The sequence below is a fragment of the Okeania sp. SIO2B9 genome (assembly GCF_010672505.1).
Lineage (GTDB): Bacteria > Cyanobacteriota > Cyanobacteriia > Cyanobacteriales > Microcoleaceae > Okeania > Okeania hirsuta.
The window spans coordinates 1-14,372 of sequence record NZ_JAAHGK010000039.1 but is presented as its reverse complement, the minus strand read 5'-3'; the positions used below and the strand labels follow the sequence as shown (position 1 = coordinate 14,372).

Genomic DNA, 14,372 nt, shown 5'->3' with positions numbered 1-14,372 from the left:
TTCAAAACTCTAAATATTAATAAATCACAATTTATTAATATAGCATTTCTATTTAATTAAGCTGTGAGAATATTTTTGAGGAATAAAGCAACTGGGAATTAAATTAGGAATATTTGTTTGATCGTTACAGTCATAAAATCTTACTACATTCGTAACAAAATCTAAATTAATTATAGATCATCAAGTCTGACATTATTATCAGTATTTTCTTTTCTCTAATTTTCAGAGATTTTCTACACAATCTAATGTAGATATAAAAAAAGTAAAAATCAGATAATGTAAAGTTATGTAAATAAAATGTTGTCTTGAATGTAAATAATTTGACAAAAACTGGTTTGACAAATTAGTATTATCTAAATAAGAAGTTGATAAAACTACAAAATTTAACTAGATAAACTATTAGCAATCTTTGATAATAAGTGCTAAAAGTACGCCATTATATTTTGAGGACAAATTAAAGAATAAAGTCAAGATTTTGCATCTGATTAATAATTAATTAGAGGTCAAAAAATTAGCACTCGCCTTGAAAGACTGCTAACTTAAATGTATCTAAAATATAGTTATAATATCAAAAATAATTAGAGAGGAAACACAGAAATGCAGTATACTTTTGAACTTTTAGGTATTTCTCCAATCTTACATTTTTTTAATCACCAACAAAAACTGCAAGTAGAAAAAAACTTAACTGTAGAATATCTAGGAAACCATGAATGTTCTCTAGATGTGTTTATAAAATCTGTTGAAAATGTTTCTACGAATCGTGGTTGGAGAGTAGATAAAGTTGTCGAAACAGTGATTAATTTTTGGATGAATAACCCTGATAGTATTCAGTATTGGAATTCTCGCTTAAAAGATGCTGGGGAGGAAAACCTTTTAGTGGCAAGAGTGGGAGATATTAAATCTTTAAGGCAATCCTTTGAATTATTATTGAATAATTAGGTGGTATTGATGTGGGTCTGGAGATATTTCATTCGCCAATGTAATGTCTACATAAAGACGGGCAATAAAAGTAATATTTTCAGACTTTTTATCTTAAAAATTGAAATTTGGAATTTTCTTAATTCAGATAAGTTAGCTATATTGCATAAGTTAGGTAAACTCGTGATTTTTTGATCTAGTATTATGTCCGGATAATAGCGTGACAAAAAAAACTTTCTACACTTTAAAACTTCCTCTTCTTCCCTGCTGAGAGAATCACTTTGATGAGCGTAGTTATGACGATTGGAGATTTTTTTGATGTCCAATCAAATGGATTTGATATGATTTATGTCATGTCCGGTAGCATCGGTATTGTCAGCGTGAAGGTAAGGAATAAGCAAGAAGCAAGAGGGAAGAAGGCTTAAAAGCTTGAAACAAGGTAAATTTCCTGTAGATATTCATCTTTGGTTTTACACAAACGCGCCCCAGCGGACATGATATTATGCAAGAGGTCTAATTAAAAAAAATTGGGGGTTGCTGAATAAATGTATGATTTCACAGGAAGACCGAGGACTGAGTCAGGAGGACCGAGTCAGCAGAGTAGGTAGAAACAAGTTTTTCGGTGATTAAATTAGGAAGAAATAGGTATAATTTGCAGTATTGTTTTGGCTAAAAATTTACCACTAGTTGAATTTCATACCTCAAATCAGCAACGCCAAAAATTGGTATAGCAGTCGCAGGAAAGGGCGCGGACATATCAAAAACTGAAAACTCAGACAAAGCCAGATTTTTCCTTGTTCCTTCTTCCTTGTTCTTTCTTTCTTCTTCCTTCTTATTCACAAATAACAACTTGAGGTGCTAATAATAAATTTTCCTCGGATTTGATTAACTGCCCAATACCCAGAAATACACCTTCAATATTATATACTCGCAGAGGATTTTCAGTTTTTTCGTCTTCTATTTCCCATTTTTTTTGATAAGGTAAACGTTGACCTTGACACCATCTTTTGGCATCCTCAATAACTAAAACTATTGTTTGTAAATGTGCCAATGCTACTTCTGGTGATAATAGATTAAATGTTTTTTGTTGCAGTTGAGTTTCCATCTGCTCAAAGGTAAGACTATCTTTCAAAGAAAAGCCACTACTTTCTGTTCGAGTTAAAGTAGCTAAAGTCCCTCCAGTATTTAAAACAGCACCTAGATCGCGAGCGATCGCCCGAATATAAGTTCCAGTACCACAAGCGATCGCTAAATCCAGCTCAGGAAAATCTCCACTCCGCCATTCAAGAACTTCTAAACTAGACACTTCTACAACCCGAGTAGGAATTTCAACAGTTTTTCCCTGACGAGCTAAATCATAAAGTCGCTTTCCTTCCACCTGTATTGCACTGTAACTAGGAGGCAGTTGTTCAATTTTTCCTAAGAAATTTGGCAGCACTGCTTCTATATCAGACAATGTTAACTGTGGCGCTAGTGTAGATTTAACAATTTCTCCCTCTAAATCATCAGTGGTCGTAATTACACCAAATTTGACTGTGCCACAATAAGCTTTTTCTGAGCGTAGAAACTGTAATAATCTAGTTGCTTTTCCCACGGCAATAGGTAAGACACCAGTAGCCGCAGGATCGAGAGTTCCTCCATGGCCAACACGCTTGAGACCTAGTAACTTTCTTACTTTTGCTACACAGTCATGGGAAGTCATGCCAGATGGTTTGTTGAGATTGAGAAAGCCTTGCATTATATGGGTTTGCACACTATGGAATGATATTGCCAAAAATTAGTTTAGACTTTGAGTAAAAAACCTAATATTAATCATTTTAGCAATTGATTAATCCAAAATCCTGTTCATCAAAAATCTAAAATCATTTGTCACTGTGCAATGCCAGTTTTTCAATTTTACCTTCAGCTAATAGACATCTCCAAGAATAAAAAATCAATATCTATATCCCAAAGAAATTATCAATTCTTTCCCCTCCACGGTCGGGCCCCGCGGGTGGGTTCCCTACTGCCTACTCCCTACTGCCTACTCCCTATGGGTGGAGGAGATGTCTAATTATCATTACATTTAAGCAACGCCCATTATATTGTTATTCCACCCATAATTTTTCGTTATAGCGCTGCAGGCAACAGGCAACAGCTCCGGAAGGCAACAGGGGGAATAAATTGTGGATAATATAAGACTTTTAGCTATTTGGCCTCTCCTGCAATTTGTAAATATACCAGCGCTCATTGCTATATTCTTTGGTTTTATATCAGGTCTCATTAATTAGACGTAAATATTAATGATCTTCATCAATTATCTTGAGAATCTATCAAATTTCCCCCTAATCCCTACTCCCTACTCCCTACTCCCTAATCAATGTTATCATTTTCTTTGTGGGTTTAATACCCCACCGTCAACGGGGGTGTTCACGCATTACTTGGGGGAGCGTAGACGCGGAGCGGCAGGTCGTTGACTATCCCCATGTAATTTTCCTCCTGTCTCCTGTCTCCTGTCTCCTGTCTCCTTCTTCAATTGTGGGTATTTAAAGAGACATGATATTAGATAATAGTAAAGTCAAGATCGCCTTCTACAACATTCAGCACTATTGCCAGATAATCTTCTTCATCATCCCTCAACCTAATAGCTACACCGTTTTCTCCACCTACAACTGTTGTCTCAAATTCTATGTCACTACGCTCCAAACCATTAATTAATCCAATTTGATCGTCTTCTTCAGGGTTGTAGTCTGTAATAATATCTGCATCTGATGGACTGAGACCACCTGTATTTTCACTAATAGCAAATAAATCTTCTCCTGTTCCTCCAGTTAAAGTATCAGAGTCGCGGTCGCCGACTAGAGTATCATCACCTTCACCTCCATCTAGAGAATCATCTTCTTTACCTCCCAAGAGGCTATCATCTTCTAAACCTCCAAAAAGACGGTCATTCCCTTTATTACCATAAAGTGTATCTTCATTTTCTTCACCAAATAGAGAGTCATTATTCCTACCACCCCACAATGTGTCGCTACCATCACCCCCTAGAATAGAATCCTGTTGTTGACCACCTAGTAGGGAATCATTACCTTCACCTCCGAGCAAAGTATCATTATCTCCCTCTCCAAAAATTCTATCTCCTCCGCCTCTACCTTCTATAGAATCTCGACCTCCCATTCCCATAATGAGGTCTGCTCCTGCTGTACCATTGATACTCTCATCCTCTTCTGTGCCGAGAATTTCATTGAATTGATTTCCAGAACTCCCACTTCCATCGGTGCTTGTGCTATTACCACTCCCATCGCCATTACCACCTCTATTGGTATCGTTACCCCCTCCTGGCATTGATTCATCAATAATCGAAGGCCCAAAAAAACTAAACAGATCGATTACACCGTTAAAAAGGTCTTCTTGTGTTGCCGTGACCATAAAACTTTACCGAATAACTTCTTTGTGAATAATATTTATATTTATATTTATAGTAATAGTATAGATTGGTTAAGACATAAAGTGATACAGTATCCGGATAATTAGTTATCGTATAAGTCAGGAGTCAGGAGTCAGGAGTCAGGAGTCAGGAGAAAGTAGTGAGAAAGTAGTGAGAAAGTCAGGATGAGAGTGGGAAAAATCTTGGGATATTCCGGCATTTTATGTCTGTATTTAATGGAAGTAGAAAGTGAGATAACTGTATAACCGGATTTCATATGATAATGATTTTTAGACAGGAAAATGTTTTTCCTACTGTTTCTAGAGCCAGGGAAACGGAGTTTAGATCGCAAATCTAGAGAGAGCCTTAAAGATTAACACTATATATAGTGTCCTTACGTAAGTCCTGTTTTTAGATGATTTTGCCACTGAATATGGTCTGGGAAAGAATAAAAGAGTTCTACTGGTCATCGATCAAGCCGGTTGGCATACCAGTCATAGTTTGAAGATACCACAGGGTTTGGATTTAATCTATTTACCTGCCAAGTCACCAGAACTACAACCAGCAGAAGGTTTGTGGCCTTTAACTAATGAAGTTGTGGCCAATAGCTCTCCCCTTTCTTTAGATGAACTTGAAGAACTATTAGTCTTTCGGTGTCAACAACTAATGAAACAGCATGATTTAATACAAGGACTAACTTGCTTCCATTGGTGGCCTCAAACTAGGGCTGTTCAATTATAAGCGATCGTTTGAACATAAAGGTAGTTTGCGAACGCCATCTTTTTGGCCATAAAGTTTGAATACTGCTACTGTAATGATTCTGGCTTTATTATAAGTGATCATCCGAACATGATATTAGACTGTTATGAAATCACTGGAGGTAATGTCATTTGCTATTACCCCTTCAAGTACAGTTAAAACTTCATTAGTGAGGGTGACCTTAACTTCAGTGCTTGTACCTGCATTTTCAATCGTTAATTCGCTGAAAGTTAAACCGTTAGATAATCCAAGTTTATCGTTATTAACTTCAAAGTCTGTAATAATGTCAGTTCCATCTCCTTGACTATAGATAAATACATCATTACCACCACCACCAGTTAGGGTGTCATCACCAAGACCACCTGTAAGTTGGTTGGCAGAATTATCACCTATAAGTTCATCATCACCATCAGAAGCAATCAAGTTCTCAATATTTGTTAAAGTATCTTTAGCGACAACCGTATTGATAATAGCATCTTCCCAAACTTCAGCTATCTTATCGTAACCACTAGCTGTCAGATGATAACCATCCTTAGTGATGTCACTAGACTCTAAAGGTGTATTAAAAATATCTACGAAATGTACATTATGTCCACTAGATTTTCTGGGTTCAACTATTTCACTAGGTATTCGCTCGTTAAACTCCTCAGTTCTCGCTTCTCTGTCCGAGTTACTAAAGTTTGGCAAAATAGATGCAACTAAAATTTGTGATTCTGGTAGTGCTGTGTTCATTCGATCTACCAGATCACCAAGGTCTGCAAGAGCAGTATCTGGACTATCCCCTTTATTAATATCATTTGTACCTGCCATCAATAAAACCATATCAGGATCATAAGTGGCTAAGGTATCTTCAATATTTGTGTATCTTGCCACTGATGGGTGATTTTTACCTCGAGCTTTACTGGCGTTATCTGTAAGTTGATTAATAGTGAATTTACCACGACCTTCGTGGTCTTGATCAATATCAGAAGGACCACTGTATGCTGTACCAACAAAATCTATATTGTAGCCAGCACCATTTAAAGACCTCCATAATTCGTTACGATAGCCAGCATTGCTGGCATCACTAGGATATCCGCTAGTGTTAGAGTCGCCTAGAGGTAAAATTTTAAAGTCTTCAGACCAAGTTTCAAACTTACGGCTGACTTCACCAGTCATCTATGCTAGCAATAAGTCCACTGGTCTTGTTGCTAGCATAGATGACTGTATCTTGACCCTCACCGCCATCGTAGCTGTTGTTACCAGAACTACTGACGAAATTATCATCACCAGGACCACCGTTAAAAGTATTATCTCCACCTAAACCATTATCTGGAGAAGAAGCATCATTGTCTACAACTGTTAACACCGCTGTCTCCTCAGTGCCGAGGGTGGCTCCTCCTGTAGGGGAGGATAAAGTTAGATTAATTGTTTCGTCATTCTCTTGCTCACTGTCATCAACAATAGAGATATTAATTGTTTTCTCTGTTTCTCCATCTGCAAAATCAACTGTTATGGGAGTGCTGTCATAATCATTATCTGCTGTTGCTGTACCGTTAGAGGGGGTAACTGTCACACTGACTGCTCCATCACTGCCACTGCTACGAGTAACTATGACGGCACCTTGAGTAGTACCATCTTCATTTATGCTGTAAGTGGTGTCGCTAAAGGATAATGTTCCTGGTGCTGGCTCTGGTGCTGGTGCTGGTGCTGGTGCTGGCTCTGGTGCTGGTGCTGGTGCTGGCTCTGGCGCTGCAACAGGGATAAATTCAATGTAATCAAATCTTGCCCTCTCCCCTCCCTCTTTTTCACCGTTAAGGGTGATGTTTTCTCCATTATTAATCTGTAGACTTGTAGCGATAGTCCGCTCTACAAAATTTTTACTACTCACCGAGCTATTACCCAAATCTTGGTCAAATACCGAGGAATCAATGGTCTGATTACCAATTTCTACTGAAACAGAAGATTGACCATCTTTTTCATCATAGTAACCTACTACTACATTGTATGTACCTGTATCTCCTGTAAACTGAGTTGTGGCACTACCTTGTGTGTGTTTTCTGGATACAGAGACTACTGCATCACCTGAAGCTACACTTCTGGATTCAGATTTGTAGCCACTTAGAGTCATATCTTCTGCTTCTATACGCAATGGTGAACCACTATTACCATTATCTGGAGAAGAAGCATCATTGTCTACAACTGTTAACACCGCTGTCTCCTCAGTGCCGAGGGTGGCTCCTCCTGTAGGGGAGGATAAAGTTAGATTAATTGTTTCGTCATCCTCTTGCTCACTGTCATCAACAATAGAGATATTAATTGTTTTCTCTGTTTCTCCATCTGCAAAATCAACTGTTATGGGAGTGCTGCCATAATCATTATCTGCTGTGGCTTGCTATTAATTGTTGGTAAACAATGAAAGTATAGGCAACAAACACTAAGATCAAATGACGCATCATACTGGTTTGATCTCTGAGTTGATCTTCTTTTCAACCCAACCATCCCAGAGCTTCCCGATCAAACTTTTCAATATAGTTTCTCTCACAAAAGGTTGTGACTATCCATTCTCCGGTCACACTTTTATAGAACCCCTGAGCGTATCTCTCAAAATTTAGGCGATCGCCAATCTCTGAAGCATTAGTCGAATAAAACACATAATTTACTTGGCAGTAGCATTTTCCAGGGTTCTTTTCCTGGGGAATGCTGCGCAAACAAAATTTTTAGTCAAGCTTTTACACCTCTCAATCCAGGAATTGGTTCTTTCCATCACCCACCAGGATTGAACAGTAACAAACCCTTTTTTTCCCAGATTCTCTTTCTCTAACTTTGATGGTTTTGGCGATAGTTTAAACCTAATCTTAGTCATAATTGCCAGATAAATTTTCTTTAACTCCTCTATGATCTTTTCAGGGTGGTATCCATAATCAAGTAAGATAGTAGTCTGAGGAATATTGACTGGTTTGGATTTCAAATAGTCGATGTTGTTAGGGAAACGGAGTTTAGATCGCAAATCTAGAGAGAGTCTTAAAGATTAACACTATATATAGTGTCCTTGCGTAAGTCCTGTCAAAGTTTAAACTAATTTTTGGCAATATTATTCCATAATCTGCAACCCTAAAAGAATTGCTTGGTTATTTTTGTCAGAGCCTAATAAACCTGGTCGTAATTAAAGTTATTTTTTAAAAGAGGATATTGGGATACTTTCAGATTGGCGAGATTTACTAGTCAGGAGTCGTGATTTTTAATTCCTATGGATCTAAGACCTTCAGCAAATATGATGACTTATTTGCTGGTCTTAAGTTTGATTGCCCACTAATTTATTCTTACTCCTGTCTTGTGTCTTCTGATTCATTCTAGTTTATACCAAATCTGATTATTAAAGATGATCAGATTTAACCCTCTCCTCATCTTCCCTATACCCTGTCTCCCCATTTATATAAAAGGATACTCTATAAACTTAATTTAGTATTATATAGCAGTCTGAGGTGTTGTTAATAGACATCTGGTAAAAATCAAAAATAAAATTAATTCTTATCCATAAATTATCAATTATTTCTCCCTGTTGCTTTCCGGAGCTGTTGCCTGTTGCCACTTTTCTGGAGATGTCTAATAGTTACTCCCTTATTGAATCAATTAAGTTTGCCTATTTTATAAGATTAAAGGACTCTTCTAAAGGTCTATTCCTATTTCTGATGAATTTCAATGTCCTTATTTGAGAAATTATTTTGGCGAAGCTATAGATTTCTGCTAATTTTAAACTAAGTCGATAATAATAATCAAAGCTAAAAAAATTATTTTTTGGTATTCAGACTTGCAAGTAATGAGAAAAGCTAGTGAATCATGAATTTATGAATTGACAAATTAATAGCTAATGACCATAGATCGAGCTATTAGAATAATACTTAATACTGGAGTGCAAATAAATATAATGTTAAATGCAACAGAAATATTAATAAATGCTTTCGTAAAAGAGTTACAAGCAGGTTACCATCGTACTTATGGTGGTTTTAAGCCAAACTATCCAGAAATTATTGCCTGGGCAGGAAATATGGCTCTAGAAAATATTGCTAATTGTGATGCTTTATATCACAACGTTGAACATACAATGTTAGTTACTCTTGTCGGGCAAGAAATTTTGCGGGGTAAGCACATTCGTGAAGGTGGGGTGTCTCCCGAAGATTGGTTACATTATATTATTTCATTATTGTGCCACGATATTGGTTATGTTAAAGGAGTTTGTCGAGAGGACCAAGAATTGTTAAGTTTATATGCTACAGGAATCAATGATGGAATGGTTTCTTTGGCAGATGGTGCTACTTCAGCTAGTCTTACTCCTTATCATGTGGATCGAGGTAAATTAGTAATAGATGAACGTTTTGGTGGTCATCGACTAATTGATGCAGATCAAATTAAACGTAATATTGAACTAACTCGTTTTCCTATTCCTAAGGCAGAAACTCATCAAGATAGAAATAATTTTTCTGGATTATCAAGAGCAGCAGATTTAATCGGTCAATTAAGCGACCCTAATTATTTGCTGAAAATTGGTGCTTTATTCTATGAATTTGAAGAAGTTGGCACTAATAAGGTTTTGGGTTATGAATCTCCAGCGGATCTAAGACGTAGCTATGCAAAATTTTATTGGGATGGGGTTTATCCTTATATTCCGGCAGCTATTAATTATTTAGAATTGACTCAAAGTGGCAAACAAATTATTGCTAATCTCTACGCAAATGTGTTTCAGGTAGAACATGAACCAAAGGAAAAAACTAATGGTACAAAATTACTAGATGCCAAGAATAAAAGTTACACGAATGGAGATATTCCCAAAACAACACCAGTGAATAAAAAGAAATTTAGTGAAATTTTAGGCTTGAATTTATAACTAGAAAAAATATGATTTTCACAAAAAAAACTATCAATCAATATAATTAATTTATGTAATTCAAATTAGATGTGATTTGAGTTAGTTTGCACGATGGTAAGTCACTGGTATAGAATCCAATCTAAGATTTAATAAATAACCACAATACATAATTTAGTTATAGCCTTTGAAAAGACATTGGAATTAAGCTTTAGGCCAAAGATTAGATTTGTTAAATAGAACCAGATGTTAATTGAGTTATTAGTTAACAGTTAACAGTACCTGCTGCAATAGGGAAGCTAGAAGATGCATAATTTTCTTTTTTATCCCCTCTTAAAATGCTTTTATCCCCTCTTAAAATCCTATTCCTTATACGAAACTCCTGAAAACTTTGTGGGGAGTGTGGGGAGAGTGGGGAGTAATATTATGTTTGGATAATCAGTTATAAATAAAATTTAAGGACTGAGAGTACTGACGGTACCAAAGAAATACTGAAATTATCAATACTATTCTCCAATATTTCCTCTTTTTCTCCTTTTTTTCCTCCTGAATCCTGACTCTTGACTCCTGAGGACTCACAACATTTATTTATAAGTATTCAACCGAATATGATATAAGAATCTTGTCTACAGTTCTCAAAAAAATGTATTTTTCAATATACTTTTCTCTGGAAAAAGACTCTAAAAGACTTACACATAACTTGTCTATTTTATCAAGTTTTATGTTAACTAAAGATGTGGGTAATGGATAGCTTAAAAGGGGAGGGTTGAGAACTTTTTTTTCGCTCAAATTGACCTTTGCTCATTCATTTAATGTTCTATATATAGGTTAAATTTACAGTAAACTAGACAGTCATTTCCAATCAGTAGAATTAAAACAGACTAAGAAACTATTTATTAAATACAAATAATTTTATTTTAAAGTACAATAAAATCATCTCATAAGATTAGATAAGTATTGGCGATGTTAGTTAATTTCTCATACCATTTATTTGTAATAATGCACTTAATAATTGTTGCTGATACTTTATCAAACTGATTTTATCATATTTTTTTAAGTACAACTTCATGGAGAAATGGTATAACAAAAAAAGTAAATTTTTTGGTAGACCAACATTTAAAAAGTCAGATAAATGAAAATCACTAATTTTTACTAGAGTTAATCATCTCAAGACTGCAATTACAGCGCTTTTCTATTTAACTAGACTACAAAATTATTTTGGTTTAGGGAGTAGGGAGCACGGAGCAGGATAATACTTTGCTAACTGTGGCCTATCTATTTAAAAAATGCTATAAGTTTGACAGTAAATAAATAATTATTAGTAGATTTGGGAATTTTCTAGTAATAGTTTATAGACCTATTTAAGATCGTTTTACTATCAAGAATACAGCTATAACTAAACAAACTGAGAACCTATAATATATCTCATTTACAGCGGTTTTAATTTCGGTAGACCACAGTAGGGAGTAGAGTCGGGACGTTCATGAAACCTCCCTATAGGGCGCATGATTGTGACGATGTGGTTGATTAATATGAAAAGCGCTGTATAGTAAAAATACTGGATAATTAGGGCTTGCTGATTAAATATAAAAGCATTGACATATAAAGACAAGTGCCTTTTTGGGAACGAAAAAAGTGCGCCTGTTTCAGTCTAAAACGCTCAAAAAGTTAGTATTTTAGGCGCATAGTTGGGCAGAAAAATCATTCTTACAATTCTTACTCCTACTTCCTCGCTCCCGATCCATTTCTCCTGTCTCCTGTCTCCTGTCTCCTGTCTCCTACCCCTACTAAAATACTTTTGAGCGCAAACCCTAATTATGCTTTTTAGCTTGTATCTGATAGCTATTTTAAAGCAGCAAAACTGAAGAGCTAAAACACTTTAAATTTATTGATGAGATTTATTTAAAGATGTAAAAAAGCACTTTTACTTTATGTCTAAAGAGGAATTATATCGTCAAAGTTAGATAAATTTTTAACTCAATATAGGTTCTTCTACTTATTTGATTTTCAGGAGTAAAACCATTTCTTGTGGATTAATACTATACATCAATTTTTGTATCAACTAATTGTAGGGGGAGAACTTCCGCAACACTTCTATGCACTCGTTTATTCCTCTTGGTATATAGCAGTCAAAGGAAAGGGTGCGGACATATCAAAAGCTTAAAACTCAGACAACGTAAGATTTTTCTTTTTTCCTTCTGCTATAACAAAAAAAATCAAATAAATATCGGTATTGAGAATACGATCAAAATATTGGGTCTAAGGAGAAAAAAACATGGCAAAGTTAACACCAGAATTAGAGCAGCATGCTCAACAATTGAGGCAGAAACTTCAAGAAGCTGGCTATGCTTACTATGTGCTTGATAACCCTATTATGGAAGATACTGTTTACGACCGCCTAATTCGAGAATTACAAGAATTAGAAACCCAATATCCTCAATTAATTGTTCCAGATAGTCCTACCCAAAGAGTGGGAGAAAAACCAGCAACTAAATTTATATCAATTGAACATAATATTCCTCTTTATAGTCTGGAAAATGCTTTTAATATTGAGGAATTAAAAAATTGGCAAGAACGTTGGCAACGTCAAATAGAAATCGATCCCCATCCTGATACGGTAGATTATGTTTGTGAACTAAAAATTGACGGTTCTGCTTTAGCTCTAACTTATGAAAATGGTTTGTTAGTCAGAGGAGCTACTCGTGGAGATGGAATTACAGGAGAAGATATTACTCAAAATGTCAAAACAATTAAAAGTATTCCCTTAAAACTAAAAATAGATAATCCACCCTCAATAATAGAAGTTCGAGGTGAAGCTTTTTTATCAATTAATGTATTTGAAAGTATCAACGCAGAAAGAGAAAAAATAGGAGAACCACTATTTGCTAATCCCCGTAATTCAGCAGCAGGTACTTTGCGACAATTAGATTCAAAAATAGTTGCTCGACGCCGACTAGATTTTTTCGCTTATACACTTTATATAAAATCTGAAATTAACTCAAAATTATCTCAACTTTCTACTCAATGGCAATATTTAGAATTACTACAAAAATTAGGTTTTAAAGTTAATCCTCATCGTCAAATTTGCTCATCTTTAGATGACATTCAAAAATACTATAAATATTGGGATACCGAACGAAAAAATTTGCCCTATTTAACCGATGGAGTTGTAGTTAAACTTAATTCTTTACCACTACAAAAAAAATTAGGATTTACTCAAAAATTTCCTCGGTGGGCGATCGCTCTTAAATATCCTGCTGAAGAAGTCCCGACCATTGTCGAAGCAGTCACAATTCAAGTGGGCCGTACTGGGGCACTTACCCCTGTGGCAGAATTAAAATCTGTCCAGTTAGCAGGTACAACAGTACAAAGGGCGTCTCTACATAATAGCGATCGCCTGGCGGAACTAAATCTACATATTGGAGATACTGCAATAGTCCGCAAAGCAGGAGAAATTATTCCAGAAGTAGTACGAGTTTTGCCAGAACTACGTCCCACAAATGCTCAACTATTTCAAATGCCTACTCACTGTCCAGAATGCAGTCAACCTGCGGTCAAACCTACCGATGAGGCAATAATGAGATGTATCAACTCTTCATGTCCTGCTATTCTTCGGGGTTCTTTGGTACATTGGGCATCTAGAGGTGCTCTGGATATTCATGGTTTGGGGGAAAAATTAGTACAGCAGATGGTCAATAGTGGTTTAGTTGAGTCGGTGGCCGATCTATATGATTTAACTGTCAAAAGTTTGACTTCCCTCGAACGCATGGGACAAAAGTCGGCCAGTAAATTGGTGGATGCGATCGCTAGTTCCAAAAGCAAATCTTGGCCACGGGTGCTTTATGGTTTGGGTATTCGTCATGTGGGTAGCGTAAATGCAGAGTTATTAACTCAGAAGTTTTCCAATGTAGGACAGTTGGCACAGGCAAAGGCGACAGATATCGAAGCAGTCTATGGAATTGGTCCAGAAATTGCTCAATCAGTTGAACAGTGGTTTCAGGTTTCAGCTAATCAGAAGTTGGTAGAACGTCTGAGTAATGCTGGAGTGGTGATGGATGTAAGAACAGATACGGGCAATGTGGCAAAAGAGCAAAGTGCATTTTTAGCAGGCAAAACTTTTGTGTTAACGGGAACTTTACCAACCTTGAAGCGGGATGAGGCAAAGAGTTTGATTGAAACTGCTGGTGGTAAGGTGACAAGTACGGTGAGTTCTAAGACTGATTTTGTTGTGGTAGGAAAAGATCCAGGTTCTAAGTTACAGAAGGCCGAAAAGTTGGGGATCGACCAGTTGAGTGAAGCACAGTTATTGGGAATTTTGGAGAGTTTCGACTTAGTTAACAATTTGCGCAATTTATCGACATAATACGATAGTTCTCACAGGCAAGTAGTAACGAGGGTGACGCTTTGTATCTTCTGCACTAATCCCTGCTTCAGCATTTCTGGGGT

Annotated in this window: 9 protein-coding genes and 1 pseudogene; 4 read left to right on the top strand and 6 right to left on the bottom strand. The window is 36.2% G+C overall.

The window, feature by feature from the left end; all coding sequences use genetic code 11:
• Positions 1 to 597 precede the first annotated feature (597 nt).
• Positions 598 to 939 carry a hypothetical protein gene (locus F6K13_RS03070; RefSeq protein ID WP_124142834.1) on the top strand — a complete coding sequence of 114 codons (342 nt, stop codon included), beginning with the start codon at positions 598 to 600 and terminating at the stop codon, positions 937 to 939.
• Between the two features lie 811 nt (positions 940 to 1,750).
• Here the strand turns inward: F6K13_RS03070 and truB are convergent.
• Together truB and F6K13_RS03060 are read right to left on the bottom strand one after the other, a co-directional pair.
• The gene (truB, locus tag F6K13_RS03065; protein ID WP_124142836.1) at positions 1,751 to 2,656 is read right to left on the bottom strand and encodes a tRNA pseudouridine(55) synthase TruB; all 906 of its coding nucleotides are present in this window, start codon (positions 2,654 to 2,656) and stop codon (positions 1,751 to 1,753) included.
• Between the two features lie 803 nt (positions 2,657 to 3,459).
• Positions 3,460 to 4,326: a calcium-binding protein gene (locus F6K13_RS03060; RefSeq protein ID WP_124144843.1), complete on the bottom strand. Its 867-nt coding sequence runs from the start codon at positions 4,324 to 4,326 to the stop codon at positions 3,460 to 3,462.
• Between the two features lie 403 nt (positions 4,327 to 4,729).
• Here F6K13_RS03060 and F6K13_RS03055 point away from each other — a divergent pair, with 403 nt between their 5' ends.
• On the top strand, positions 4,730 to 5,065 hold the full coding sequence (locus tag F6K13_RS03055) for a transposase (protein ID WP_353735631.1): 336 nt from the start codon (positions 4,730 to 4,732) through the stop codon (positions 5,063 to 5,065).
• Positions 5,066 to 5,179: 114 nt separating this feature from the next.
• On the opposite strand, the gene F6K13_RS03050 is transcribed toward F6K13_RS03055, so the two are convergent.
• From F6K13_RS03050 to F6K13_RS03040, 4 genes and pseudogenes are all read right to left on the bottom strand, one after another.
• Positions 5,180 to 6,241 (bottom strand): SGNH/GDSL hydrolase family protein, encoded by a 1,062-nt coding sequence (locus F6K13_RS03050; RefSeq protein ID WP_124144845.1) that lies wholly within the window; start codon positions 6,239 to 6,241, stop codon positions 5,180 to 5,182.
• Positions 6,231 to 7,193 (bottom strand): Calx-beta domain-containing protein, encoded by a 963-nt coding sequence (locus F6K13_RS03045; protein ID WP_375339419.1) that lies wholly within the window; start codon positions 7,191 to 7,193, stop codon positions 6,231 to 6,233. The genes F6K13_RS03050 and F6K13_RS03045 overlap by 11 nt, the downstream gene beginning before the upstream one ends.
• Positions 7,194 to 7,262: 69 nt before the next feature.
• Positions 7,263 to 7,442 (bottom strand): annotated as a pseudogene (locus F6K13_RS35750) (Calx-beta domain-containing protein); the annotation flags it as partial.
• Positions 7,443 to 7,551: 109 nt separating this feature from the next.
• Complete coding sequence (locus F6K13_RS03040; RefSeq protein ID WP_161564505.1) at positions 7,552 to 7,716, bottom strand: hypothetical protein; 165 nt, start codon at positions 7,714 to 7,716, stop codon at positions 7,552 to 7,554.
• Between the two features lie 1,274 nt (positions 7,717 to 8,990).
• On the opposite strand from F6K13_RS03040, the gene F6K13_RS03030 reads away from it, so the two are divergent.
• Positions 8,991 to 9,947 carry an Npun_R2479 family HD domain-containing metalloprotein gene (locus F6K13_RS03030; RefSeq protein WP_124144847.1) on the top strand — a complete coding sequence of 319 codons (957 nt, stop codon included), beginning with the start codon at positions 8,991 to 8,993 and terminating at the stop codon, positions 9,945 to 9,947.
• A gap of 2,254 nt (positions 9,948 to 12,201) precedes the next feature.
• On the top strand, positions 12,202 to 14,289 hold the full coding sequence (gene ligA, locus F6K13_RS03025; RefSeq protein ID WP_124147513.1) for an NAD-dependent DNA ligase LigA: 2,088 nt from the start codon (positions 12,202 to 12,204) through the stop codon (positions 14,287 to 14,289).
• Positions 14,290 to 14,372: the final 83 nt, after the last annotated feature.

Excerpts from the sequence above, each read along its gene's own strand:
- F6K13_RS03050 (WP_124144845.1), bottom strand. The coding sequence starts at position 6,241 with ATGACTGGTGAAGTCAGCCGTAAGTTTGAAACTTGGTCTGAAGACTTT.
- F6K13_RS03030 (WP_124144847.1), top strand. The coding sequence starts at position 8,991 with ATGTTAAATGCAACAGAAATATTAATAAATGCTTTCGTAAAAGAGTTA.
- truB (WP_124142836.1), bottom strand. The coding sequence starts at position 2,656 with ATGCAAGGCTTTCTCAATCTCAACAAACCATCTGGCATGACTTCCCAT.
- F6K13_RS03070 (WP_124142834.1), top strand. The coding sequence starts at position 598 with ATGCAGTATACTTTTGAACTTTTAGGTATTTCTCCAATCTTACATTTT.
- ligA (WP_124147513.1), top strand. The coding sequence starts at position 12,202 with ATGGCAAAGTTAACACCAGAATTAGAGCAGCATGCTCAACAATTGAGG.
- F6K13_RS03045 (WP_375339419.1), bottom strand. The coding sequence starts at position 7,193 with ATGACTCTAAGTGGCTACAAATCTGAATCCAGAAGTGTAGCTTCAGGT.
- F6K13_RS03060 (WP_124144843.1), bottom strand. The coding sequence starts at position 4,326 with ATGGTCACGGCAACACAAGAAGACCTTTTTAACGGTGTAATCGATCTG.